The 23,992-nt window shown below is 52.1% G+C and carries 21 protein-coding genes; 8 read left to right on the forward strand and 13 right to left on the reverse strand.

Going from position 1 to position 23,992, the window contains the following annotated elements:
* Positions 1-28: 28 nt before the first annotated feature.
* On the reverse strand, positions 29-1,489 hold the full coding sequence (locus F463_RS0109195; RefSeq protein WP_018986788.1) for a DegQ family serine endoprotease: 1,461 nt from the start codon (positions 1,487-1,489) through the stop codon (positions 29-31).
* A gap of 201 nt (positions 1,490-1,690) precedes the next feature.
* Between F463_RS0109195 and F463_RS0109200 the strand changes: the two genes are divergently transcribed.
* Positions 1,691-2,833, forward strand: coding sequence for an HPP family protein (locus F463_RS0109200; RefSeq protein ID WP_026295463.1), 1,143 nt, complete (start codon positions 1,691-1,693; stop codon positions 2,831-2,833).
* Here the strand turns inward: F463_RS0109200 and F463_RS0109205 are convergent.
* Positions 2,830-3,273 (reverse strand): DUF2721 domain-containing protein, encoded by a 444-nt coding sequence (locus F463_RS0109205; protein ID WP_033413350.1) that lies wholly within the window; start codon positions 3,271-3,273, stop codon positions 2,830-2,832. The genes F463_RS0109200 and F463_RS0109205 overlap by 4 nt on opposite strands.
* A gap of 339 nt (positions 3,274-3,612) precedes the next feature.
* Between F463_RS0109205 and F463_RS0109215 the strand changes: the two genes are divergently transcribed.
* Both F463_RS0109215 and F463_RS0109220 read left to right on the forward strand, forming a co-directional pair.
* The gene (locus F463_RS0109215) at positions 3,613-6,195 is read left to right on the forward strand and encodes a chemotaxis protein CheW (RefSeq protein WP_018986792.1); all 2,583 of its coding nucleotides are present in this window, start codon (positions 3,613-3,615) and stop codon (positions 6,193-6,195) included.
* Complete coding sequence (locus F463_RS0109220) at positions 6,195-8,360, forward strand: bifunctional diguanylate cyclase/phosphodiesterase (RefSeq protein WP_018986793.1); 2,166 nt, start codon at positions 6,195-6,197, stop codon at positions 8,358-8,360. The genes F463_RS0109215 and F463_RS0109220 overlap by 1 nt, the downstream gene beginning before the upstream one ends.
* 34 nt (positions 8,361-8,394) lie before the next feature.
* On the opposite strand, the gene sbmA is transcribed toward F463_RS0109220, so the two are convergent.
* Together sbmA and F463_RS0109230 are read right to left on the reverse strand one after the other, a co-directional pair.
* Positions 8,395-9,621 carry a peptide antibiotic transporter SbmA gene (sbmA, locus tag F463_RS0109225; protein WP_018986794.1) on the reverse strand — a complete coding sequence of 409 codons (1,227 nt, stop codon included), beginning with the start codon at positions 9,619-9,621 and terminating at the stop codon, positions 8,395-8,397.
* 143 nt (positions 9,622-9,764) lie between these two features.
* The gene (locus F463_RS0109230; RefSeq protein ID WP_026295465.1) at positions 9,765-10,124 is read right to left on the reverse strand and encodes a hypothetical protein; all 360 of its coding nucleotides are present in this window, start codon (positions 10,122-10,124) and stop codon (positions 9,765-9,767) included.
* A 182-nt stretch (positions 10,125-10,306) separates the two neighbouring features.
* Between F463_RS0109230 and F463_RS0109235 the strand changes: the two genes are divergently transcribed.
* Positions 10,307-11,326 carry a trypsin-like peptidase domain-containing protein gene (locus F463_RS0109235; protein ID WP_018986796.1) on the forward strand — a complete coding sequence of 340 codons (1,020 nt, stop codon included), beginning with the start codon at positions 10,307-10,309 and terminating at the stop codon, positions 11,324-11,326.
* A 12-nt stretch (positions 11,327-11,338) separates the two neighbouring features.
* Here the strand turns inward: F463_RS0109235 and F463_RS0109240 are convergent, their stop codons facing one another.
* Positions 11,339-11,773, reverse strand: coding sequence for a DUF3429 domain-containing protein (locus tag F463_RS0109240; protein ID WP_018986797.1), 435 nt, complete (start codon positions 11,771-11,773; stop codon positions 11,339-11,341).
* Between the two features lie 145 nt (positions 11,774-11,918).
* Here F463_RS0109240 and F463_RS0109245 point away from each other — a divergent pair, with 145 nt between their 5' ends.
* Positions 11,919-12,713 carry a MipA/OmpV family protein gene (locus F463_RS0109245; protein ID WP_018986798.1) on the forward strand — a complete coding sequence of 265 codons (795 nt, stop codon included), beginning with the start codon at positions 11,919-11,921 and terminating at the stop codon, positions 12,711-12,713.
* A gap of 10 nt (positions 12,714-12,723) precedes the next feature.
* Here the strand turns inward: F463_RS0109245 and F463_RS0109250 are convergent, their stop codons facing one another.
* Positions 12,724-13,638, reverse strand: coding sequence for a CE1 family esterase (locus tag F463_RS0109250; protein ID WP_018986799.1), 915 nt, complete (start codon positions 13,636-13,638; stop codon positions 12,724-12,726).
* Positions 13,639-13,699: 61 nt separating this feature from the next.
* Between F463_RS0109250 and F463_RS0109255 the strand changes: the two genes are divergently transcribed.
* A complete protein-coding gene (locus F463_RS0109255) occupies positions 13,700-14,323 on the forward strand; it encodes a nucleotidyltransferase family protein (RefSeq protein WP_245545202.1) in 624 nt (207 codons plus the stop codon).
* Between the two features lies 1 nt (position 14,324).
* Here F463_RS0109255 and F463_RS0109260 read toward each other — a convergent pair whose 3' ends face one another.
* The 4 genes from F463_RS0109260 to F463_RS0109275 form a co-directional block, all read right to left on the reverse strand.
* A complete protein-coding gene (locus F463_RS0109260) occupies positions 14,325-15,305 on the reverse strand; it encodes an XdhC family protein (protein WP_018986801.1) in 981 nt (326 codons plus the stop codon).
* Between the two features lie 5 nt (positions 15,306-15,310).
* Positions 15,311-17,473 (reverse strand): xanthine dehydrogenase family protein molybdopterin-binding subunit, encoded by a 2,163-nt coding sequence (locus tag F463_RS0109265; RefSeq protein ID WP_018986802.1) that lies wholly within the window; start codon positions 17,471-17,473, stop codon positions 15,311-15,313.
* Positions 17,474-17,484: 11 nt separating this feature from the next.
* Positions 17,485-17,940: a (2Fe-2S)-binding protein gene (locus tag F463_RS0109270; protein ID WP_018986803.1), complete on the reverse strand. Its 456-nt coding sequence runs from the start codon at positions 17,938-17,940 to the stop codon at positions 17,485-17,487.
* A 233-nt stretch (positions 17,941-18,173) separates the two neighbouring features.
* Positions 18,174-19,151 (reverse strand): AraC-like ligand-binding domain-containing protein, encoded by a 978-nt coding sequence (locus F463_RS0109275; protein ID WP_018986804.1) that lies wholly within the window; start codon positions 19,149-19,151, stop codon positions 18,174-18,176.
* Positions 19,152-19,311: 160 nt separating this feature from the next.
* Here F463_RS0109275 and F463_RS0109280 point away from each other — a divergent pair, with 160 nt between their 5' ends.
* A complete protein-coding gene (locus tag F463_RS0109280) occupies positions 19,312-19,749 on the forward strand; it encodes a hypothetical protein (protein WP_018986805.1) in 438 nt (145 codons plus the stop codon).
* Between the two features lie 88 nt (positions 19,750-19,837).
* On the opposite strand, the gene F463_RS14245 is transcribed toward F463_RS0109280, so the two are convergent.
* Genes F463_RS14245 through F463_RS0109295 form a run of 3 tightly spaced genes read right to left on the reverse strand, consistent with a single transcriptional unit; the run spans position 19,838 to position 22,456 of the window.
* Positions 19,838-20,008 (reverse strand): YgaP family membrane protein, encoded by a 171-nt coding sequence (locus F463_RS14245; RefSeq protein ID WP_081620815.1) that lies wholly within the window; start codon positions 20,006-20,008, stop codon positions 19,838-19,840.
* Positions 20,009-20,042: 34 nt separating this feature from the next.
* Entirely contained in the window at positions 20,043-21,752 is a 1,710-nt protein-coding gene (locus tag F463_RS0109290) for a SulP family inorganic anion transporter (RefSeq protein ID WP_018986807.1), read from the reverse strand.
* The gene (locus F463_RS0109295; RefSeq protein WP_018986808.1) at positions 21,752-22,456 is read right to left on the reverse strand and encodes an MBL fold metallo-hydrolase; all 705 of its coding nucleotides are present in this window, start codon (positions 22,454-22,456) and stop codon (positions 21,752-21,754) included. The genes F463_RS0109290 and F463_RS0109295 overlap by 1 nt, the downstream gene beginning before the upstream one ends.
* A 161-nt stretch (positions 22,457-22,617) precedes the next feature.
* Between F463_RS0109295 and F463_RS0109300 the strand changes: the two genes are divergently transcribed.
* A complete protein-coding gene (locus tag F463_RS0109300; protein WP_018986809.1) occupies positions 22,618-23,991 on the forward strand; it encodes a sigma-54 interaction domain-containing protein in 1,374 nt (457 codons plus the stop codon).
* The last annotated feature ends 1 nt before the right edge of the window (position 23,992 follow it).

A 23,992-nucleotide genomic window follows, 5' to 3' on the forward strand; every position in this document is an offset into this window, starting at 1 on the left:
AAGGCTCTAAGGATTACACACGCAAAAATCAGCCTATCTTGACCGGGACGTAAATCTTGCTTTCACCCCGCATCACCAGTAGTGCCACGTTCTTTCCATTTTTAGACAACTCATCCCGCAATTGCGCCACACTTTTCACCTGATCGCCATTCACCGCCAAAATCACATCGCCGGGTTGAATGCCTGCTGCGGCAGCAGGGCCTTTAGCCACTTCCTCAACCAACAAGCCCTGCTTGAGCTGTGTTTGTGCCAACTCTTGCGAAGTCAAAGGACGCACACTTACCCCTAAACTAGGTTGCTGGCTATCCGGCAATGTTGCAGGCCCAGCCTGCGCCGTTTGCATTTCGGCCACACGTACAGACAATTTTTTCAATTGCTTGTTGCGCCAAACCTCAATGTTAACCGTGCTGCCAGGTTTCACACTGGCCACCATGGGTGGCAAATCACTTGAACGGTCTATGCTTTGGCCATTGAAGCTGACAATCACATCACCAGGTTCCAGGCCCGCCTTATCTGCCGGACCATTTTTTTCGATGTTGCTGACCAGCGCACCACTCGGCGACTTCAACCCAAAGGAGGTCGCCAAATCCTGGTTGATCGCCTGCACACCGATACCCAGGCGACCACGGCTGACTTTACCTGTTTCCAATAATTGCTGCTCAATGTTCATCGCCACATCAATTGGGATGGCAAACGACAGGCCTTGATACCCTCCGCTACGGCTATAAATTTGCGAGTTAATCCCGATCACCTCGCCATTCAGGTTAAACAGCGGGCCCCCGGAATTACCGGGGTTGATGGCCACATCCGTTTGCAGGAATGGCACATAGCCTTCATCTGGCAAGGCACGTGACTTGGCCGAGATAATCCCTGCCGTGACTGTATTCTCAAAGCCAAACGGGGAGCCAATCGCCACCACCCAGTCACCAACGTTGCTATTTTTGGTACTGCCGATATTCACTGTTGGCAAATCCTTGGCATCAATCTTCAACACGGCAACATCGGTCAATTTATCTACGCCCACCACTTTGGCCTGGAACTCGCGCTTATCAGACAGTTTTACCGTGACGACATCCGCCTTATCGACGACATGGGCATTGGTCAGCACCACGCCATCAGACTTGACGATAAACCCTGAACCCAAGCCATTCATTGGTGTTTCGGTTTGCGGCAGATTAGGCTGGAAGCGGCGGAACAGTTCAAACATCGGGTCATTGGGATCAACGCCCGGAATCCCTGCCGTTTTCACCGTGCCCGTCACACTGATATTGACCACAGCCGCCCCTTGGCTATTCGCAATACTGGCGAAGTTAGGCAAGGTAATATAAGCACTGGGAGCGGTCATGGTTTTTGCTGAAACGGGCGCGGTCGCCTGCGCATTATTCACCAGCGTATCGCCCTTGACCCAATAACCGGCGCCAAACAAGGCTGCCACGGCCAGTGGAACAGTCACCCAATGGGTGATCCTGGATTGTAAAAATGCTTGCATCACAATTTCCTTTCTTGCGTATCAGTCAATGCATCCCGCTATCAAACAGCGGTTTCTGCGCATATGAGCGATAAAGTTGCCTCGAAGTTTCACTGTTTTTGTATCCTGATTGTATCGGCATCCATTGCCTGGCAGTGGCTGACGAAAACTGAATCCATTGCCTGTCGTGATACACTGCGTTTTTTGCTTTTTAGACACGCAATGGCAGATTTACCGTCTTTCCTGAAGCCTTACTGGCCTCAACGCATGACTGGCACCCTGCGCGATTATGCGCGGGCAGCCACAGGGGCGGGATTAGGGATTTTGTCTACCGGCCTGATCTCTATGGCCGCCGTCTCTGGCGATTGGCATGGGGTGGTCTTCCTGATCGCACCCATGGGCGCTTCTGCCGTGATTCTGTTCTGCTTGCCTTCCAGCCCGCTGGCGCAACCATGGGCCATCCTGGCCGGGAACACTGTTGCCGCATTAGCTGGGGTATTTTTTACGCAACTGCTAGCTGACCAATTAGTATTGGCGGCGGCATTGGCCATGCTCACAGCCATTGGACTAATGTTTGCGTTACGCTGTTTGCACCCTCCCAGTGGTGCAGTGGCATTGACCGCCGTATTGGGTGGGGATGCCATTCACCAGTTGGGCTATGACTTTGTCTGGTGGCCGGTATTGGCAAACAGTGCATTACTGGTGTTGGCGGCCTGGCTCTACCACACCTTGACCGGCTACCGTTATCCTGCCGTGCATCATGACCATACACCCAATACACCGACGCACATGCATTACCAGTTCGGCTTTAAGCAGGAGGATTTGCAAGCAGCGCTCGGGCAATTTCACGAAGTGCTGGACATCAACCCCGAACAGCTACAAAGTCTGCTGGAGAAAACCGAACTCATCGCCTACAAACGCAAACTGGAAGCCATTGAGTGCCGGCAAATCATGCGGCCGGTGACCACCACTTTCGAGTTTGGAGATGCGCTGGAAATGGCATGGCAAGTGATTCTCAAACAGACAGAGCCCGCCATCCCGGTGGTAAACAAGGCACAACTGGTAATTGGCCTGCTCAGTGTTTCCGACTTTGTACGCCATGCCAAGGCAGAAAGCTACCGCGAAGTGGCACCTGCACTCAAGCGCCTGATCCGCTGGTCACCAACCACGCACAGCGACAAACCGGAAGTCGTTGGGCAGATCATGACCACGCCCGCCCTGACCATCTCCGAAAATATGCACCTCATGCATACTATCCCGCTCATGACCAGCCATCATTTACAGCTGCTGCCTGTCGTTGACCACACCAATAAGCTGGTCGGTATCCTCACCCAGACCGACGTCATACGCGCGCTTTATCGCTAATGCCGCTCTGACTTTTCTTGCTGCTGAAAAGGCACGATCACTTCGCGCGAAGCCAGTACGATCTCACGTAAAAAGCATAGCAGGCCCAGAATAAGCGAGGCCATGGAAATAATGAAGGAAACCATCACCAGGTGCGGCAACCGCAGGCCGGTCTCCACCGAGATGAACATACTCGCAATCGATACACAAATACACAATGCCGCAAAGGTGGCCAGCCCAATCGCCCGCCGCAGCCATTTGGTCCGTCGCACAATAATCTTCAGCTCATCCTTAAAACGCTCGCGCTTCTCCTCCGGTACATCGGTCAAAAAGCGAGCACGATCTATCGAACGGCCCAGGCGGCCAATCAACACGCCGAGGATAGAGCCTATGCCGGTTAACAAAAACACTGGCGCCACCGCATCCCGAATGGCATCAGACACACTGTGAATTTCAATCATGGTATTGATCATCGAAACTGATCTCAAAAAAGGCTAAAAAGCGCTATCGCGGTTGATAAGATGACTTTGCCAGATTCCGCACTATTTTGGAGATTGATGCACCTTAAAAATGCACAGAAAAATCAATTTTGCAAAAAAGAAGGGAGTTCGCTGCCAATTCAGGGATTGATAAGCGATTTTTACGCCAGGTTAGACGCATTTATGGCCTTCATATTGCAATAAAAGCATTTTTCTTGCCATTGTTTTGCAATTTGACCTATGAAAACGGGAACCATTCTTGCTCTACGCCTTATGGTAATCACCAGCATTAACGAATTAAGTATAGAGAAGAGATAATAGATGCACCCGCAACCTTTAACTGAGGATTTAGCTAACCACTTCAAGAAGGTCAATGATTTTCGAACCCACATTTACCAACTGCAACATGCATGGGATAGCCTGGCACTGATGGCCCAGCTGTCTGGCACTGGGTCTGAGATGGAAGAAACCCGCAGCGCATTCAATTCGATTTCGAATGATGTATTACGCCACCTGTCTCAAGAAACCCTGCATAAAACCGCAGCGCAACTTTCTTCCAAAGCATTTGAGATTATTAACCTGCTCGTCCGCAACCTGTTTGAGCGGACGGCTGACATTGGCTTTTTCGCCACCGATGATGACGTACGGGAATATCTGGAGATGCAGGCTGCGGATAGCCTGGACGCAGGAGATCAGCACCGGATAGAGTTTCGCTTCCAAGAGTACCAGAAGAAATATACGGTTTACGAGAATATTGTGCTGTTTGATGCGCAAGGCCATCTTTTACATCAGCTGGATGATACGCAAACCACGTTATTCCATTACCATCCGATTGTTGAAATGGCGCAGCAATCCACAGAACCTTATGTGGAGCGCTTTTATGAAACCGAGATCAATGGCAGGATGCGTAAATCACTGGTGTATGCGCACGAAGTACGTAGCAAGGATGACAGCCGTTCTTTAGGGGTCCTTTGCCTGTGCTTTAAATTCGTCAACGAGCTGGATACTATTTTCCGCAACCTGATTTCCCCCAATGATTGGACCATAGGCGTCCTGCTTGATGAAGAGCGCAATGTGATCGCTTCCAGCGATCCGTATCAGATCCCCCCCGGGATCAATCTATGTGTAGATACTGATACCGATTGGTTTATCACCCGCTTCAGTGGCCGGGAATACCTGTGTGTCACTAAGCAGTCTGAAGGCTATCAGGGCTACCAGGGGCCGGGCTGGCTGGGCCAGGCCATGATTCCTCTAGAACATGCGTTTAACCAGAGCATACACGACACCGTCAACAACATTGATGCGGACACCCTACGCAAAGTCATGCGTAGCCCGCTGATTTTTTCCGAAAGCCTGCTCAATATCCCCAAACAGGCAGCCAACATCCAGAGCAAACTCAACCAATCCGTATGGAACGGTAATATCTGGCAAAGCAATTATGTGAATACGCAGCAGAAAAACTTCTCCAAAAGCCTGCTTTCGGAGATCAGCCATACGGGTCACAAAACGCAGAAGATCATTGAAAACATGGTGTCTGAGCTGTACCAGACGGTGGTCTCCGTCATGCTGGAGAACTCCAGTTTTTATGCGCAGCTGGCGGTAGAAATCATGGACCGCAACTTGTACGAGCGTGCCAATGATGTACGTTGGTGGGCACTCACACATGTATTCAGGGAAATACTGGCACAGAGTCACCTGGCTGATGAAGATAAAAGCAAAATGACGGCAGTCTTACGCCACATCAACAGCCTGTACACGGTTTATGACAACCTAATCATCTTTGATCGCAAGGGCGAAGTCATGGCCGTATCAAATATGCAATATGCCCATTTGGTTGGTCAGCCATTGGCCGATGAATGGGTCGGTCGAACGCGTAGCTGCAGCTCCACGCAAGATTATGTTGTTTCGCAGTTTGAACCAACCCCTCTCTACAGTGACAAACCGACCTATATTTACGCCGCCCCTATCCGCCACCTGGATGGCAACAGCATCGTTGGCGGCATCGCCATCGTCTTCGACAGCACACCCCAGTTCCAGGCCATGTTGCGGGATGTGATTCCGCGCGACAAGACAGATACGTCCGTCAAGGGCAGCTTCACCTTATTTGTGAATGAGCAGCTCAGTGTGATTGCGAGTACACACCCCGACTTCAACATCAGCGATACGTTTGAGCTGATGCCAGGCATCACCAAACTCAAAGAAGGTGACCAACTGTTTGATATTGCGGTTTACCAAAACACTTATTATGCGGTGGGTGCGCGTGCAGCTTACGGTTACCGTGAATTCAAGAGCGAACAGGACAGCTACCGCAACAAGGTCGTCGCCCTGATCTTCACACCGTTGGGCAAAGTGGATGAAATTAACCAGCGCATTCATGCCGAAGCGCAAGTAATCCATAATAAATTCAACCCGAGTCTGTTCTCACAGTCCGGACAGGAGAGCCAGGAATATGCCACCTTTTATGTAGGTGATTCCTGGTTGGGCATTGAGGCGCGGTTTGTACGCGAGGCCATCGATGAAGAACAATTACGCACATTGCCGGAGTCAGCACCTTTTATCGCCGGCATGCATACTTATCGCGACGGTGTGATCCCGGTGATTGACCTGGCCCGCATGCTTGGACATCCGCATTACTTTACCGATTACCGGCAAATTGTCGTCATAGAAGACAAAGACCATTCCCTCAAGTTCGGCGTGTTTGTATCGGCACTGGGTGAAATTCCCTATTTGACTACTCAGCAGATCCAGCCCATGAATACCTTTTTCAGAGGGGCCAGCAACAATCCTGGCGTTGCCATTGCAAATCTGGCCCAGCACAGCATGCTGACACTGATCACTGCCAGCAGCCTATGGGAAAAAGTTTTGACGGGTCGTACCCAGCCTGAAGAGCGGGTATACGCCTGATGAATAGCCAGACGACCATTCTTGGCATCATGCAAAACGAGATCCTGGAATCCTTACTGACAGCACAGCAACAGCGATTGCTGGATACCCTGCTGGACAATCTGGATGGCATGATTTACCGCTGCCTGTATGACAACAGCTGGACCATGATTTATGTCAGCAAGGGCTGCGATAGCCTGACGGGCTATCCGGCACATGACTTACTGCTCAACAAAGAAATTTCCTACGAAAATATTACGCATCCTGAAGACAGGCAGAAAGCAAGGGCTACTATTGCAGAAGCCATCAAAAAAGGGGAGCGTTTTGAACTCGAGTACCGCATTATCCGCGCAGATGGTGAAGTGATATGGGTTGCCGAACGTGGCAGTGCAGTGCTTGACCCAGCTGGGCAACCGGTGGCGCTAGAAGGCATTATTCAAGACATCAGCAGCCGTAAACGGATAGAACACGAGTTATTTAGTACCGAGCAAAAATACCGCTCCATGTTCGAAAACTCCACGCTGGGCATGTTCCAGACCACAGAGTCAGGCACCTACCTTAACGCCAATCCTGCCCTGGCCAAACTGTATGGTTATGCCTCCCCTGCTGCCCTCATCAGCGACCTCAATAACATCAGCAGCCAGTTGTATGTTTCCGAAGCACGCCGTGGTGAGTTTACTGAAGCCATCAAGACTCAAGGCCGGGTACAGAACTTTGAATCGGAGGTTTACCGTCTCGATGGCGGCGCGATCTGGATCTCGGAGAATGCACATGCTGTGTATGATGCAGACGGCAACATCCTTTATTACGAAGGCACAGTAGAAGATATTACTGAACGTAAAAACCATGAACTGCAAATCCGCCAACTGGCGGTGACAGATAATCTGACCGGTCTGCTTAACCGTCATGCTTTTAGCGGCAAGCTGGCCAGCCTGATTGCTGAAGCAGATAAAATGCAACGCAAAATTGCGATTGCCTTTATCGACCTGGACCACTTCAAACTGATTAACGATACCCTGGGACATCGTGCCGGTGACAAGCTACTGGAAAATGTGGCCCAGCGCCTGATTCAAAGCACTCGTCCCACGGATGCCATTGTGCGCTTTGGCGGCGATGAATTTGTCATGCTTTACCCGGGGCTGCGCTCTGCTGAAGATGCCGAACCTTTGCTGGAACGCGTGATGGAAGCCATTTCACAACCGATTGCAATTGGCGACTATGTTTTCAATATGACTTGTAGCGTTGGCGTTAGCATTTACCCTGACCACGCCCAAGAAATTGATAGCCTGCTCACCTGTGCCGACTCGGCCCTATACAGTGCCAAAAATGCCGGCAAAAACAAGGTACAGATGTTCAGCGGTGTGCTGGCTCAACAACTGGGCGAACGCAACGAAATTGAATATGGCCTTGGCCATGCCTTGCAACGGCAGGAGCTGATGTTGTATTACCAGCCGCAAATCAATATGCAGCACGGCAATATCAGTGCACTGGAGGCCCTGATTCGCTGGCAACACCCGGAAAAAGGCTTGATCCCGCCCGACCAGTTTATCCCGGTGGCGGAAGAAACTGGTCATATTCTTGCGATTGGTGAATGGGTTCTGCAAACCGCCTGCCAGAAAATCAAGTCCATGCAGACGGAATGGGGCTACCTGGTACCGATTGCCATCAACGTATCACCCATACAATTCTTGCGTGGCAACCTGGTAGAAACGGTGCAGCGCGTGTTGCGGCAAGAGCGTGTACCGCCACATCTGATCACACTGGAAGTCACGGAAAATGCACGCTTCAAAGATGAAGCCATGTTTACGCGCACGCTGGAGCAGTTGAAACGGCTGGGCGTATGTATTGCCATTGATGATTTCGGTATTGGCTATTCCAACATGGCCTACCTCAAAAACTACCCTATCGACGAATTAAAAATCGACAAGGCCTTTGTGCAGGATCTGGAACAAAGTGTCACCAATGGCAACATTTTGCTGGCATTGATCAACCTCGGCAAAAGCCTGCATAAATCAGTCACGGCTGAAGGCATAGAAACCGAATACCAGCATCGCTTTTTGCTACACAGTGGCTGCGATGTCGGCCAGGGATACTATTACAGCCGACCGCTATCTGAGGAAGCGCTGTCAGAATTCATGCGTGACCAGCGGCCCAAATTTGATCACTTGCAGCAGGTGACCAGGTAACGCTGGTCACTGCTGTTTTTAGCATAAGGATTCATCAGGCCATTGTGTGTTCTATTTCTGGCAAGGCTTCATGCTTGATAGCTGCCTCAAAAGCCGTTAACCGTTTATAGACCGACAACAACTCAACGATAGTGGTCCAGGAATTGACCAAATATTGAAACGAATTGCTGACCTGTGAAAACGCGGTCAGGATTTGCTGCAGGATACCAAAGGTGATTTTACCGGCGGCAATGGTTGGCACCAGGATCAGGTAAGCAAAGATATTGTCAGCCTGCAGATACAGGCTGCGCGCCACATTAAAGTACATATAGTGAAAGTACAGGCGGAAGTAATTTTTACGCACATCCGCAAACAGCGCCTTCAAGGTAGCGGGTTGCGCGCGCTCCGCATTATCCTCTCCGTAGACCAGCTCCTTGCGGTAAGCCGCTTCTACACGCTGGTTCCTGAACTCCAGTCCTGGCAACTTGATCCCTACGGCCGCGAGCAGTAACGTCCCAAACACTGACCAGGCAATGGCTGAAGTAAACAAGGGCGCAGGTACCGCACCAAAGACGGGCAACTCGCTGACGTAAGAAGACAGGCTCCATAGCACAGGCAAGAACGCAAATAGCGTCATGATCGCCTCTACCATGGAAACGCCCAAGCCTTCCATAATGGTGGCAAAACGCATGGTATCTTCCTGCACACGCTGGGAAGCACCCTCAATACGACGCACCTGCGGCCATTGGCTGGTATAAAAGTCGTTCATGGCCGTGCGCCAACGGAAAATATAGTGGCTGACAAAGAAACGGGTAATCACATAGATAAAAATCGCTACAAAAGCGATTTCTGAAAACTGCAACATCAAGGTATATAACTCAGTGGTCGTCACTTTAGAGTTGGGAGATAACGCCGCCTGTACCGCATCAAAAAAGGGTCTGCGCCAATTATTCAGTGCCACCGATACCTGCACCGAGTAATAGGTGGAGAACAAAATAAACGCCGAGCCGACAATGGACCACCACTGCCAGCGGCTAGGCTTGAACTTAAACCAGAACAGGGCGAACAAGGCGACACTCACCGCATAATAAGCATAAAACAGCTTGAATGAATCGGTGACAAAGTGGCCCAGGCCGATGACAGGGGGTTCTTCGGACATGGTAAAGCCGAATGTCGTACCCATGACGGTAGAATATTCAAACCATACAGCGCAGCAAATCACAGACCAGACGATGACTGAAGGCCAGAACCAGCGGGAATCGGGAAAAAAGGACTTGAACATAAGTTTTTCTTTATAGAATATTTTCGAATGATTGTTGCGACAAATATCCCGTGAGTGTATTGCCTCTTTCCCACACCTGCAACAAAAAAGCCTCCAGATGGAGGCTTTTGCACAGGTTTAAATGTAGTGGTTTAAATAAAGACTTAGGTGCGATTGCCGCGGAAGCAACAATCCACAGCAGAGTTTGCTGTATATGTTGCCTTAATCAACATGGATTGGGTCTTCAATCTGGAATAATGCTGCGTAGGTTTTTTATACGCGGCTGTTTTTTTCACTGACATCGGCCTGTCCACTTTGATCGCTTGCTGTGGCTCAGCCGCAGATGCAGTGACAGATGCTTGCATGAAGGCACCCTGGTCAGCAGGGACAGGTTGTTTAACCTTGGCGTTTTTCATTAAAGGCTGGTCATTCGCAGTAGTAGTGTGTTCAAAGGAGAACATCATCAATGCCAGCACGTTCAGGCAGACCAGCTTTGGGACCATATAGGATTTTGTATGTCGCATTTTTATTTCCTTTCTCCGCATATGGTAGAGGTTGGGTCTGACAGAATAAGTAGGCGAGCGCTTATTTAGCTGTCAGAAAATCTTTACAAATAGCTGCCGCATAAAACATTTACGCGCAAAGTTGGTCAGACGAGAAGTCGGGTGCATGATGCTCCCGATTTCCGCTTAATAAGGGACACTTGATGAAGCCATTACTGCTATTTCCTATCGTGTTATTCACTATTGCCGATGCCCAGGCGCAACCTACAATTGTAGATACGTTGGAGCTTGGCCACTCAATTGTCATGGTGACCACTGACCTGCCAGATGGCTCTAACGGGCGAGGTTCCGGCGTGGTTGTGAGTCCGGAATATGTCGCCACCAACTGTCATGTGATTGCCAATAGCAAAGGCGTCAATATTGCCAAGTTCAGGGATGGCTATCAGCCGATTGCCTTGAAAGCCAACTGGAAACGGGATGTCTGCCTGCTCAAGTTTGATCCCTTACCGTTCAAACCTATCCCCATGCGGGACAGCAAAAGTCTGCAATATGAGGAGGAGGTCTTTAGCATGAGTTTTCCGGCAGGGGCGCCCGTACCACAGATTTCTTATGGTGCGATCAAGGGCATTTATCCCTTTGATGGCAGCCTGATTGTGCGCTCAAATGCCTCTTTTTACATGGGGTCTAGCGGCGGCGCACTGTTTGACCAGAATTTCAACTTGATTGGCCTGACCACTTTTAAGAGTCCTGGGCATCAAGCGTTTTATTACAGCTTGCCCGTGGAGTGGATCAAGGAGCTCATGGAGGCACCAGAAGTCACTTCCCTGAAAACCAATGATGTTCCCTTCTGGGCGCTGCCATTGGAAGAGCGCCCTTACTTTATGCAAGTCGTCCTCCCCTATCAAAATGCTGACTGGCCATCACTGCAAACAATTGCGGCCAAGTGGTCTAAAAAAGAACCAGCCTCTGCCGATGCCTGGTATTTTCTCGGCCTCGCAGAAGAGGGCTTGCAACACTATGCCCAGGCCGAACAAGATTTAAAACGGGCATATGAGCTAAACCAGCGGGATTATGATGCCTTGCTGGCTTTGTCACGAGTGGCCTTCCTGCAAAAAGATCTGGCGACGCTTGAGTCACTACAGCCAGGCATCCAGGCGATAGATCCGGCAGAAGGCGAAAAAGTCGCACAACAAATCCTGACACTGCGGCAGGCCACTCCTTAAGCTGACCCGACGCTAAAATTGCAACACCAGCATCACGCACAAACAAAGCAGCACTAACATGGTGACTTGCTTACGCAACTGGTAAAACCAGCGCTCAATCACGCCCTCGGCGACCAGTCTGCGGTCAATCAGCCATAGCACAATAAAGGCTGCAATTTGCACCAGGTATTGCGTCACCGGGACCACAAAAAATAGCGTAGCCCAGGCAATCACCGCTAACAGGTTACTGCTCACCAGCAAATTCAGCCGGATTTCGTGGGCATGGCTTAAAAATAAACCCCAGTGAATGCCACATAAAAACGAGATAATGACGGCACCATATGACAGGGCAAGGTAACCGCTGTGATAATGCGCCATGCCCAGTGATTGCGCGACAACTGCGCCAATAAAGGGCAGTGCGCCCATAAAAGCCAAGGTTTTGGCTAGTTGAATATGTGCTGATCGCATGTTGATTTCTCCAGTTTGCAGCGATGTGACAATGATGAATCCTTTTGGTTTTTGACCAGTTAAAAAATGGATGCCAGTGATGTGGGAACTAAATCCCTGATAGACTGCTCAAGCAAGCTGCATATAATAATTACGGATACACACAATGACCCCATATCATGCTTATCTTCTGGCAGGTGCCTGCCTGGCCCTGACGTTACAGAGCAATACTGCCACTGCAGAATCGCGCATAGACCGTCAAACCGAAACCGCGGTGCCCAGGTCACAAAACCTGTATGGTATTGGCCTCGGTGTCCTACCAAAGACTTCCGGCTCGGACGAATACCGTGCGCTGGTGTTACCGATCATCAATGCCAACTACGGTGACCGTTTTTTTATCAACGCTTTGCAGGCAGGCGTCTGGTTGCTGGACAGTGAGGACCAGCGTTTGCGGTTTGGCTTGTCGGCCGAAGCAAAGTTTGGTTGGGATGCCAGCAAAGGCGACCGCACGCGCGGCATGGACGACAGGGACTTTTCAATTTTTGTCGGCCCACTGCTACGCTGGCAAACCGACTATGGCACATTTAATGCGCAATGGACGACTGACGCCAGCGGTAACAGCGATGGCCAGCAGTTCCAGGTGCAATATATCAAGAGCCTGATCCGCTCACCGCAACTACGCCTGAACGGGCTGGTTGGGGTAACCTGGAACAGCCAGAAATTCAATGACTACTATTTTGGTGTACGCCGCGATGAAGTTACCCCCAACCGGCCGTTTTACCGAGCAGGTTCAGGCGTTGAGTGGCAGCTTGGCATCAATGGCATGATGCCTGCCTTTAAAGATCATTCTTTGCTGTTTGGCGCATTTGTCACACGCCTCAGCAGTGAGCAAAATGACAGCCCGATTACCGAAACCAGAATCCAGCCCTTGGCCTATGTAGGTTACAGCATCCCATTTTAATTTATGGTGACTAGCGGCCCTGACCATTGAAAAACTGCCAGATGACATCATTGGCAGAAATGGCGCTGGAACCGGCCTGCCCCCCGCGAGGCTTGCTGCCGCCAGGCCAGGAATGGCCGCCGGTTTCTGTGACACATAGTTGCACAGGGGCCAGGCCGCCACGGTGAATTTCGCAGTAAGCACCTGGCACCTCCAGAATGCGTTCCGCCTGTTGGTTAGCCTGATTGATTTCCACCCACTTTTGGATAGTGGCAGGCACGGAATTAAAACTCACATCTGCCATTGATTGCTGGCCTTTACCGCCCTCGAATGGCACATGGTCATCATCTTTGGCGTGTATATGTAATACCGCCACCGGCTTGGCAGGTTGGCAACGCTGCGTATTGTCAGTGCCCGCCACCGCGGCGATGGCACTGACTGTGCCAGATAACTCGCAAGCCAAACGATAGCTCATCATGCCGCCGTTAGACATGCCATCCACGAAAATACGTTTTGCATCGACCTTGGCGCGCTGCTGCATGTCCTCAATGATGGCACGGATCACCGCCACATCATCACTTTGTTTCTTGACGGCAGGTCCACAGCAAAGGCCTGCGTTCCAGGTGGCAAACTTGCCACCTGGCAAACGGCTGTAGCCGTTGGGAAACACCACGATATAGCCGTATTTTTCTGCCGCAGACACTTGGTGGTAAAACCGCTCGCTGGCCTGTACATGCATATTGCCCAGTCCGCCATGCAAGGCCAATACCATGGGCAACGCCTGGCCCGCTTGCGATTGAGTGGGGATGTGCACCAGGTAAGGACGTTTATCCCCATTGACGTTGACGGCGAACTCATAATCTCCTGCTGCCAGATTTGCCAGCACATACGCAGGAAAACAGAGCAAACTCAGCAACAGGCTGTAATATAAACGTTTAGAAACCATCTTAGACTCTCCCGGATAAACGAATGATCAGCCTGCTTAAACGCGCCTGTGGCAGGCTTTGTTGACCAGTGATCCTGATAAAAATATGCTAGCTGCCAGCCCTGTCCCCTTATCCACCGTAGGCGTCCTGCTTGCAGGCGGCTTTTCACGCCGCTTTGGCCCCCAAAACAAGCTCACGCAACGGTTAGCCAATGGCGAAATGATAGGAATACATTCGGCAAAAACGCTGATTGCTGCCTTGCCTGTAGCGATTGCTGTGGTACGTGAGAGTGACCCCGATTTCACTGCAAGCCTGGCCGCCCTGGGTTACCATGTAGTGCTTTGCCACATGCAACATGCGGTGATGGCAGACAGCCTGAAACTGGGGATATTGACTGCACAATCTGCTTTTCCACACATGACTGGCCTGGTGATTGCGCTGGCGGACATGCCATACATTCAGGCGAAAACCATCAGGCAGGTGGCCGCCGGACTGGCCAGGGCCAGTATTGTGCAGCCAGTCATGCAGGGACAACCTGGGCATCCGGTCGCCTTTGCTTCGCGCTTGATACCTGAATTACTGGCGATTGAAGGCGACCAGGGCGCGCGTGAGGTATTACGTGCGCATCAAGCCGACATATTGCAGTTGGAATGCCAGGATCCCGGCATTTTAAAGGACATTGATACGCCTGCAGATTTTGGCTGAATCAGGCAACGGCACGCGTTGTCATTTGCGCGACACCCGCCTGTTGCAATTGCGAGCGCACCTGGATCAGTTCGGCCAGGATAGAGACCGCAATTTCAGCCGGGGTACGGCTCCCGATGCGCAACCCGACCGGCCCATGCAGGCGGTTCACTTCCTGCTCGCTGAGGTCAAAACTGCGCAAACGCTGCTTGCGCTTTTCCTGGTTTTTGACCGACCCCAGTGCACCAATATAAAAAGCCTCTGATTTCAGCGCTTCGAGCAAGGCCATATCATCCAGCTTGGGGTCATGCGTGACGGCAACAATCGCAGTGTGCGTGTCTGGCGCAATGTCCAGCACCACATCATCAGGCATGCCGGGTAGCCAGTCAGCGCCTTCCACATGCCATTCAGCACGCATTTCTTCACGCGGGTCACAAATCATGACATGAAAATCCAGCGCTTGCGCCATCGCCGCCAGCACTGAGCCCAACTGGTTGGCGCCAATAATCAGCAAGCGCCATTGCGGACCAAAGTAACTGTGAAACCAGTCATCCTCCATGTAAGGCATGCCTTCAGGCAACACCATGGTGTGACGCACCTCGCCGGTGTGCAAATGCACCGAGCGCTTTAACAAGCGGCGTTGCGTGAGGCTTTCGAGCATGGGTGCCAGTTGTGTGGCATGCGCCAGCGGCTCGGCAAAAATCTTGAGTTGCCCGCCACAAGGAATGCCAAAACGCTGTGCTTCGGCCTGGTTGATGCCATATTCCAGAATGGCAGGTTGTGTGGGCAATTGCTGATGCCTGGCTTTGTCAGCCAGATCATCTTCAATGCAGCCGCCCGACACAGAACCCACCAGATGGCCATCTTCACGTACCACAAGAATGGCCCCCGGTAACCGTGGTGCAGACCCCCAAGTCTGGATCACCGTGAACAGGTGTGCACGGTAACCCTGTTGTAGCCATTCACTGGCACGTTGCAGCACTTCCCAATCAGACGATTGCATCGCACCTAAGCCAGTTGGTCGCCAATTGGCAGGCGGCGGATACGCTTGCCAGTAGCAGCAAAGATGGCATTGGTCACCGCAGGTGCCAGAGGCGGTACGCCAGGTTCGCCAACACCGCCCATTTTTTCTGTGCTAGGCACAATATGCACCTCAACTTTGGGCATGTCTTTCATGCGTAACACCTGGTAGTCATGGAAGTTGGACTGTACGACCTGACCATCCTTGAAGCTGATTTCACTGCTCAGGGCAGCGCCCAAGGCAAAAGCCACACAAGATTCCATCTGCGCTTTCACACCATCAGGGTTGACCGCCAGGCCGCAATCAATCGCGACAACGACGCGATGCACCTTGACCTCGCCGTCTTTCACCGACACTTCGGCTACCTCCGCCACATAGCTGCCAAACGATTCATGCACAGCAATGCCGCGGGATACCCCGGCAGGCAGTGGTTTACCCCAATTGGCCTTGTCGGCAGCCAGGTTGAGCGCAGCCAGATGGCGCGGATGATCTTTGAGCAGCTGGCGTCGGTAAGTCAGTGGATCCTGCTTGCTGGCATGCGCCAGCTCATCGATCAGGCTTTCCATGACAAACCCGGAATGGCTATGCCCGACCGAACGCCACCACAACACTGGTACTTCACTTGGCACCGAATGCAGATGCACCTGGTGGTTGGCCGTGCCCTTGACGTATGGCGAATCTGCCACGCCCTCCACCGAGGTCGCATCAATGCCGTCTTTAATCATCACGCCTTCAAACGGGGTGCCCTTGATAATGGATTGCCCGACCAGCTTATGCTGCCATGCCAACGGCTTGCCTTGCTTATCTAATGCCACATTGGCGCGATGCAAAAACATCGGGCGATAAAAGCCGCCTTTGATGTCATCTTCACGACTCCATACTGTTTTCACAGGTAATCCGGCGGCTTTAGCCACCTCCACCGCTTCAGACACAAAATCCGCCCGCGGGTTGGCACGGCGACCGAAACCGCCGCCTAAGAATTGGGTATGGATGTTGACCTGTTCTGGTTTGAGACCCAGGATCTTGGCTGCAGAAGCCTGGTCTGTGGTCTGCATCTGGGTCCCGGTCCAGATATCGCAGCCGTGGTCCGAAATTTTTACCGCGCAATTCAATGGTTCCATAGGCGCATGTGACAGGTATGGCAACACATATTCTGCGCTCACCGTATGTTTGGCCTGCTTGCTGGCACCGGCAACATCACCGGCTTTGGCTGCCTGCACGCCGGGCTGTTGCGCCAGGGCCTGGTATTGTTTCAACAGGACAGCAGAATCGGGTTTGTCATGTCCTGCCAGGTCCCATTCCAACTTGAGTGCTTCGCGACCTTGTTTGGCGGCCCAGTAATGTTCAGCAATCACGGCGACCCCGGTAGGTACTTTGACCACTTTGATCACCCCTGGTACTTTGCGCGCTTCACTGTCGTCCACGCTTTTGAGCTTGGTACCGAACACAGGGGCACGCGCCACCATGGCGATTTTCAGGCCCTCAAACTGTATATCCTGACCAAACTTGGCACTGCCATTAATTTTCTCTGCACTATCCAGGCGCTTGGTGGCTTTGCCAATAAACTTCCATTGTTCGGGTTTTTTGAGGGTGACTGTGGTCGGCGTTGGCAGCTTGCTGGCAGTCTCCACCAGTTGACCATAGCTCAACTTTTTCTGGCCGTTAACCACGGCACCGTTTTCAGTGTGCAAGCTATCCACAGGGACATTCCACTGTTTGGCCGCGGCCTGCATCAATAAAGCACGTGTCAGTGCACCTGCCTGGCGGTAACGATCAAACTCTGACCAGGTGGTTGTAGAGCCACCTGTAATCTGGAGTCCATACGCGGTATGGATATACGCCGGGGCTGCTGGGGCATGCTCCACCTTCACCTTGTTCCAGTCTGCATCCAGCTCATCGGCAATCAGCATCGGCAAGGTGGTCCATACGCCCTGGCCCATTTCACTATGGGCCAGCAATACAGTGATACTATCATCCGCGCCTATACGCAAGAAAGCATTGGGTGCAGGCAGCGGCATGGCTTCTGCAGCATTGGCTACACCCATAAAACGTTTGGCTTGCGGAATACTGAATGCCACCACCAGGCCACCGGCCACCAGCGCAGTGCTTTTGATGAAGGTACGACGAGAGAGATTGATCATATCGTTCATGGTGTCTCTCCTTAAGCGAGTTTGGCAGCGGCTTCGTGAATCGCTGCCCGGATGCGTTGGTAAGTCCCACAACGGCAGATATTGCCACTCATGGCGGCATCAATATCAGCATCGCTGGGTTTAGGATTCTGTTTCAATAACGAGGTTGCTGACATGATCTGCCCAGACTGGCAGTAACCGCATTGCACGACATCAATCTGCTGCCAGGCTGCCTGCACCACCTGCCCGACCTTATCTTCCTGCATGGCTTCTATGGTAGTGATTTTCTTGCCAATGGCTGCACTGACTGGCGTCACGCAGGAGCGGATCGCCTGTCCATCCAGATGCACCGTACAGGCGCCGCACTGCGCCATGCCACAGCCAAACTTGGTGCCTGTCATGCCCGCCACATCCCGGATTGCCCACAAAATAGGCATATCATCACTCACATTGAGTTCTGTATCCTTGCCATTGATATTCAGTTTCATAGGGATTGTTCCTTGTTGAATGATTGTTGATGCAGCTGGAACCGTAGCGTCCATTTAAGATAAATATACTAACATACACTACTGTATGTATGCTTGGTGATCTGTTATTCATCAAAAGATTTAACTCTGTTAAATTTTTATCGCTGACCGGCCAGTGCACTGACAAATACATAAGACGATTGATGAGTTCCAGTACCGAAAAACCTCTCGACATGCTGGCATGCGCTGCACATTCAAGACAGGGATTGTTGCCGGTAGATGCGCGGCGATACGCCAAACTGCTGTTTGAAAGCGCGGCTAAAATGCGAAAAATCATTGAAGCCGCAGGCCAGTGCAATCTCGGAAATACTGCGGTGACGCCATGCCGGACGTGTCAGGCTTTGCGCGCTCAAGGCCAATCGTTGTTGCCAGACATACCGCATCAGCGACGTGCCCTCCAGTGCAAACAGCTGGTTAATATAGCGACTGCTGAGACCGGTCGCTGCTGCAATGATGTCGCTATTAAGCTCGCCATCCTGCACATGATCAACTATCCATTGCTTGACCTTGAGCAACGACACTGCAGCACTGCCAGATTGCGCCAACCCCGAGCCATCCAGTTCACGCAAACTTAATCCCAGCAAATCGACCACACTGGGAGCACTGGCGGCAAAGCTGTTACCGGAAAGTTGTGGCAACTGTGCAGCAACCTGACGGATCAATGGCGAGAGGACTGCGGCTAGGCCTTGCCTTCCATCCATACGCATGGCCGTTAAATGCCCGGCGGCTGGCTGTACCTGATGCATCACCGAGCGAGGAATAGAAACGATCAATTTTGAAAATGCCTGGGGACAATAAATGCGATGCGGCCGCGTGGCATCATAAAGCGTCATATCTCCTGGTTGCAGAAACACCTCCCGTCCCTGCTGTTGCAAGCTGTAAGTCCCCTCAAGCAACACTACCGCAAAATAATTATCCAGGCTGGCCTGGCTGATCTCGCGCGTACCACGCTGAATAGTAATGCCATTGGAACGGATGACGGATAACTGCAAATCCTGCCAGGGATAAAGCGTCATTTCATTGAAGAGTGGCATGTCGGCAGGCGGTATGATTTCAACCTCAGCATATTCCCTGCCGATGACTTCACATAGCCAAGCCTTGCGATGCCAGGGCTGGATATCTTCGGTACTAAACCGGCGACCACTTTCTGTCTCCCGCTGCCTGGTTTGCATACTGCCTCCTTTCCTGCCCCCAGATTAAGTCATAACTCATGGTCTAGGCAAGTGAGTAACCTCCGTTTCAGTCAAGTTTTGACTCCGGCACAATCAAGCCAGAGCAAAGCAATGTTTTATGCTTAAAAAATAAATCCAATGATGGAAAATAGGAGGCTGTATGACTGATCATAAATCCAGTGACACGGAACATCGTATGCTGCTCAGCGGCGCGGCCCTTTGGCTATTGATGGCTCTATTACTGGCATGGTGCATGGTAGGCTTGAACTTTGGCGTGACGCCACTCAAAACAATATTTGCCGGAAAATTCACCCGCTTGTTGCAGGCACATATTGATTTCCTGCTCATGACAGCGTTGATTTTAGGCATTGCTGCCTCCCGCGTGCGCTTGCCCTGGACGGTACGCTGGGCCATGGTCATCGGGGCCTTTACCAATTCCAGCCTTTTCCTGCTGATGTCCATTTTTCCGTCGCTGGACAATCCTGAATTACCTCCACCCATGCTGTTCCAGGTGTACCTGTTTGCCAGCCTGATCACAACCTCTTATGGGTTTGGCAAAGCGTCGGTATTGATTCTAAAATCTTCACTCCGGCCTTAGGTCATCATTTTGCAGCACATGGGTGTGGTGGAGTCCGGCGCCCATGCAACAAACAGGGCTGGTTGTGGGAAAAAAATTAACGGATGCGCTACTTGCGAAACAGGGAGTACACTGGGCACCAGCCAATTAGCCCGGTCGCTAAAGGCACAACACCCAGCCAGCCCCAGGCTGCCCCCTCAAAAAACAGCGTCCATAGCAACAAGCCTCCCCCAACGATCACTCTTAAATATCGCTCGAACTGATTGATGTTATCTGCCATCACTGCCTCCTTGCTGTTGATCAAAATATTCTTCTTAATGACAGGCCAGCGCTGCATAGGCCTGATACTGGCTGAGATAAATCTTGCCATTGAGCTGCTGCCTCAGTGTGGAATGTTGCAACATATCCATCACCGGCCCTTTGACCTCGGACAAATGAAAGCCAATTTTGAGGGCAGATAAATGTTGATTGATGGCTTCCAGCACTTCGAGTGCACTGCCATCCACCTCATTGACCGCTGAGCACATGAGGATCACATGCTTCACGGACGGGTTGTCTGCCACGACTTCCAACACTTTTTGTTCGAGATAGCGCGCATTGGCAAAATACAAACTCTGGTCCACGCGCAAGGTCACTACATCGGGGCAGACTTTGACCGCATGCCGAGTAACGTTTCTGAAATGTTCGGTGCCGGGCACCTGCCCCACCACGGCAATATGTGGACGACTGCTACGGTATACATGCATGGCAATCGAGATCAACACGCCCGCACTGATGCCGTGCTCCACATCCACCAGCAGCGTGATGGTGAATGTCATGAGTAAAGCAATAAAGTCACTTCGGTTGCGGCGCCAGCTATCGGCAAACATCCGCCAGTCGAACAAGCTCATGACAGCCACAATGATGGTAGCGGCCAGAATAAAGCGTGGCAGCTGACTCAGCCACCCAGCTAGAAACACGGTGGCGAGTAGCATGCCTAGCGCAGTGAACAGGCCGGCGGCTGGGGTTTCGGCACCCGCATCCCGATTGACGACCGAGCGCGAAACACCACCAGTGACTGGTTGACCGGCCGTGAAACTGGCCGCCAGATTTGCCGCGCCCAGGGCGATCAGCTCCTGGTCTGGATCTATACGCTCACGCCGTTTCATGGCCAGGCTCTGTGCCACGGAAATGGATTCAACATAGCCGACAATGGAAATAAAGATGGCAGGCATCAGCAATGATTGCCACATGGTGTATGCCCCTGCAGGTAATGTCAGTGCAGGCAAGCCTGCCGGAATGTCACCTACCGTTGCCACCCCTTGCATGCATGTACACGCCCCTTGCACGGCAAGGATGCCAACAATCACCAGCATGGCTGGCACGGAGCGGCACATTGCCTGCGCCCAAAAAGGCATTAACCCCATGGCCTGTAACAGGCGAACGCCATATTGCCTGCTTACCACCAGTATCAGGATAGTCAGGCCGGAAAGGATGGCTGTAGGCAGATGGGCTCGGCTGGCATGCTGAAGAATGCCCTGCCAGAGACTGAGCATATTGTCACCACTTCCCTTGATGCCTAGCAATGCTGGGAGCTGGCTGCTGGCAATCAGCAGGCTGGCGGCACTGATAAAACCGGCAATCACGGGATGCGACAGGAAGTTGGCCAGGAAGCCCAGCCGCAAAAAACCTGTCAGCCCCAGAAATATGCCTGACAGGCAGGCGAGGATGATGGCAGCCTGTATGCCAAGGGCCGGGTCTATGGCCGAGTAAGGGGCAATGGCACTGGCGGTCATCAACGCGGCCACTGCCACGGGCCCCACTGCCAGGGTGGGACTGGTACCCATCAGGGCATACACGGCCAGGGGCAACATGCTGGCATACAGCCCCACCTGAGGCGGCAAACCGGCAAGAATGGCGTACGCCAGGGCTTGCGGCACCAGCATCAAGGTGACGATCACAGCCGCGGTCAAATCATGCAATGCTTGTTGCGGTTTATAATCCCGCCCCCAACGCAGAACCGGAAAATACTGGGCCAGTTTCATCAGGCAGATTGCTTGACCGCAATATTGCCGCACGCCTGGTTGGCTGGCAGGGCAACATCAATCTGTTTTGGATACGCCAGCTTTAAATTCGCCATGATTTCCACAAACTCCTGACGCGACTTCTGGCCACCCAAGCGCTTGTTTTCAAGCTTTTCCTGACCGACCGTAGAGACAGTGTTGCCGTTGTAATCGTGACCGGGGTAAATCAAGGTCTCATCCGGCAAACTGAAAATCTGCTTGTGTATGCTGTCATACAACTGCCCCGCATTGCCTTGCTGAAAGTCAGTACGGCCACAGCCCCCGATCAACAAAGCATCGCCGGTAAAAATACGGTCGCCCACGTAGTAGCTGACACAGCCATTGGTATGCCCTGGGGTGTAACGCACCTCAATGTCTATGCTACCCACCTGCACATGAATGCCATCAGTCACCAGCAAATCACCACACATGGCACCTGCATCACGGTGCACCACACTTTTGCTACCCAGCCGTTTACGCAAGGTGTCCGCCGCCGTGACATGATCGGCATGCACGTGGGTCTCCAGCGTATAAACGAGGGTGAGGTCATGCTTTTGCAAGGCAGCCACATACTTCTCAACATCGCACTCCACAGTGTCAATCAGCACCGCCTGCCTGGTGTGCTCGCAACCGAGAAGATAAGTAAAAGTACTGCTATCGGGCTCAAAAAACTGCTCAAATATCATGATGGCTCTCCTTAAAACGACACTTGTCTTGAGCAAAAGGAGTGCCAATGTTTCATTAAGAATATAACTCTATTAAAATCAGATAGTTATACTCTTTTTTGCTTGCATTACCCCGAAAATAGTGTTTCAATGGAACACCGATACCACAGTGGAACGTTTCAATGCCTATAATGGAACAGACGACTCCTGATTTTTTCAGTCACCATGCAGGCCTCTCCCGTGCCCAAGGTGAATCCCTGGCCCGCATGATCTCCTTGATCATGCCGGACGCTGCCGTGTTTACCGTAGACGCACACAAGCGCATCAGCTACTGGAGTCCAGGCGCAGAGAAGTTGCTCGGCTTCAAACAGCAATCACTGCTGGGCGAAAACTGCCTGACCGCTAACCGTTGTGAGCAATGTATGCGTAGCTGCGGCTTGACCGAATCCGGCAAGGTAGAAGGCGTACCATTGTTGTTGCATCGGGTGGATGGCACCCGGCAGGCAGTGTTGAAATATGCCATGGCCTACGAGCAAGAGGGCGACGCATTTGCTGGCGGCCTGGAAATTCTGCTTCCGCAACAGCCCGACCAGGCAAAATCAGTGGAACAATCATCGCTGGGGGAAAAGTATGGTTTGATCAGTCACGCACCGGAAATGCATAAAATCTTTGACATGATACGGCGCGTGGCGGCGACGGACATTCCTGTTTTGATCCGTGGCGACTCCGGCACCGGCAAAGAATTGGTGGCACGCGCCATTCATGGCGAGAGTCCGCGTCACCGCGCACCCTTTGTCGCCATCAACTGCGCGACCCTCAATGCGGGCATGCTGGAAAGTGAATTGTTCGGGCATGTCAAAGGCGCTTTCACCGGCGCCATTCGCGATCACCAAGGCTTGTTTCGGCGCGCTGAGGGGGGCACGCTGTTTTTGGATGAAATTGCCGAGTTACCGTATGAGTTACAGGCCAAACTCTTGCGCGTACTCGAAACCGGTGAATATCTGCCAGTGGGTGGAACGCAACCCATGCAGGCCAATGTCCGCATCGTGGCCGCCACCCATAAAGCCTTGCGTGAAGAGGTCAAGGCCGGGCGCTTCCGCCAGGACCTGCTGTTCCGTTTGCGTGTGGTGCCGATTTTCTTACCCAGCTTACAGGCCCGTAAACAGGATATTCCGCTGATACTGCGTCACTTCCTGAAACAGCAATTTACCGGGGAACAATTACCTGTGGTGACCGCAGCCGCGATGCAGCAACTGCTGGCCTACGACTGGCCGGGCAATGTGCGCGAACTACGCAATGTGTTGAATTACGCACTGGTGATGTCGGATGGCAAACAATTAGACGTGGGAGACTTGCCGCCAGAATTACAAACACAGCCAGCTCCTCATCAGACGGCGGTCACGGAACCCGCAAAATCTGGACGCCAGACGCCGTCAGAAGCAGCCATCTTGCAGGCGGTGGCTGACTGCCAGGGCAACCTGACGCAAGCAGCCAAGCAGCTCGGGATTGGCCGCACCACGCTGTGGCGTTACCGTAAATTATGGCAAAAAGAATAAT

It is taken from the genome of Methylophilus methylotrophus DSM 46235 = ATCC 53528, assembly GCF_000378225.1.
GTDB classification, from domain to species: Bacteria; Pseudomonadota; Gammaproteobacteria; order Burkholderiales; family Methylophilaceae; genus Methylophilus; species Methylophilus methylotrophus.

What these genes read in the sequence shown, in the direction of transcription:
- F463_RS0109290 (WP_018986807.1), bottom strand. Translation starts at nt 21,752, where the DNA reads ATGAAACTGGCCCAGTATTTTCCGGTTCTGCGTTGGGGGCGGGATTAT.
- F463_RS0109240 (WP_018986797.1), bottom strand. Translation starts at nt 11,773, where the DNA reads ATGCGATCAGCACATATTCAACTAGCCAAAACCTTGGCTTTTATGGGC.
- F463_RS0109230 (WP_026295465.1), bottom strand. Translation starts at nt 10,124, where the DNA reads ATGCGACATACAAAATCCTATATGGTCCCAAAGCTGGTCTGCCTGAAC.
- F463_RS0109215 (WP_018986792.1), top strand. Translation starts at nt 3,613, where the DNA reads ATGCACCCGCAACCTTTAACTGAGGATTTAGCTAACCACTTCAAGAAG.
- sbmA (WP_018986794.1), bottom strand. Translation starts at nt 9,621, where the DNA reads ATGTTCAAGTCCTTTTTTCCCGATTCCCGCTGGTTCTGGCCTTCAGTC.
- F463_RS14245 (WP_081620815.1), bottom strand. Translation starts at nt 20,008, where the DNA reads ATGGCAGATAACATCAATCAGTTCGAGCGATATTTAAGAGTGATCGTT.
- F463_RS0109270 (WP_018986803.1), bottom strand. Translation starts at nt 17,940, where the DNA reads ATGAAACTGAATATCAATGGCAAGGATACAGAACTCAATGTGAGTGAT.
- F463_RS0109205 (WP_033413350.1), bottom strand. Translation starts at nt 3,273, where the DNA reads ATGATTGAAATTCACAGTGTGTCTGATGCCATTCGGGATGCGGTGGCG.
- F463_RS0109260 (WP_018986801.1), bottom strand. Translation starts at nt 15,305, where the DNA reads ATGCAATCGTCTGATTGGGAAGTGCTGCAACGTGCCAGTGAATGGCTA.
- F463_RS0109200 (WP_026295463.1), top strand. Translation starts at nt 1,691, where the DNA reads ATGGCAGATTTACCGTCTTTCCTGAAGCCTTACTGGCCTCAACGCATG.
- F463_RS0109280 (WP_018986805.1), top strand. Translation starts at nt 19,312, where the DNA reads ATGACTGATCATAAATCCAGTGACACGGAACATCGTATGCTGCTCAGC.
- F463_RS0109275 (WP_018986804.1), bottom strand. Translation starts at nt 19,151, where the DNA reads ATGCAAACCAGGCAGCGGGAGACAGAAAGTGGTCGCCGGTTTAGTACC.
- F463_RS0109220 (WP_018986793.1), top strand. Translation starts at nt 6,195, where the DNA reads ATGAATAGCCAGACGACCATTCTTGGCATCATGCAAAACGAGATCCTG.
- F463_RS0109250 (WP_018986799.1), bottom strand. Translation starts at nt 13,638, where the DNA reads ATGGTTTCTAAACGTTTATATTACAGCCTGTTGCTGAGTTTGCTCTGT.
- F463_RS0109245 (WP_018986798.1), top strand. Translation starts at nt 11,919, where the DNA reads ATGACCCCATATCATGCTTATCTTCTGGCAGGTGCCTGCCTGGCCCTG.
- F463_RS0109295 (WP_018986808.1), bottom strand. Translation starts at nt 22,456, where the DNA reads ATGATATTTGAGCAGTTTTTTGAGCCCGATAGCAGTACTTTTACTTAT.
- F463_RS0109300 (WP_018986809.1), top strand. Translation starts at nt 22,618, where the DNA reads ATGCCTATAATGGAACAGACGACTCCTGATTTTTTCAGTCACCATGCA.
- F463_RS0109235 (WP_018986796.1), top strand. Translation starts at nt 10,307, where the DNA reads ATGAAGCCATTACTGCTATTTCCTATCGTGTTATTCACTATTGCCGAT.
- F463_RS0109195 (WP_018986788.1), bottom strand. Translation starts at nt 1,489, where the DNA reads ATGCAAGCATTTTTACAATCCAGGATCACCCATTGGGTGACTGTTCCA.
- F463_RS0109265 (WP_018986802.1), bottom strand. Translation starts at nt 17,473, where the DNA reads ATGAACGATATGATCAATCTCTCTCGTCGTACCTTCATCAAAAGCACT.